General features: G+C 46.2%; 1 protein-coding gene. It reads left to right on the top strand.

Features of this window, described 5'->3' with window-relative positions:
* Positions 1-59: 59 nt before the first annotated feature.
* Positions 60-364 (top strand): WW domain-containing protein (locus KDM89_RS20445; protein ID WP_212689698.1); only part of this gene is annotated, 305 nt, incomplete at its 3' end.

Here is a 364-nt window from a genome sequence, read left to right as displayed (position 1 = left end):
GAGGACGATCGTACTATGTAGACCACAACTCTAAGACAACCACATGGTCCAAGCCCACCATGCAGGATGATCCAAGATCGAAAATTCCTGCTCATCTGAGAGGAAAGACACCAGTCGACTCCAATGACCTGGGACCTTTACCTCCAGGCTGGGAAGAAAGAACGCACACAGATGGAAGGGTCTTCTTCATAAATCACAATATAAAGAAGACACAGTGGGAAGATCCTCGGATGCAGAATGTGGCCATAACTGGACCAGCAGTGCCCTACTCCAGAGATTACAAAAGAAAGTATGAGTTTTTCCGAAGGAAGCTGAAGAAGCAGACTGACATTCCAAACAAATTTGAAATGAAACTTCGCCGTGC

This window comes from Cognatundibacterium luofuense (assembly GCF_018139685.1).
GTDB lineage: Bacteria > Pseudomonadota > Gammaproteobacteria > Burkholderiales > Burkholderiaceae_D > Undibacterium > Undibacterium luofuense.
The sequence above is the reverse complement of the archived record's forward strand: the minus strand, read 5'-3'. Positions and strand labels throughout refer to the sequence as shown.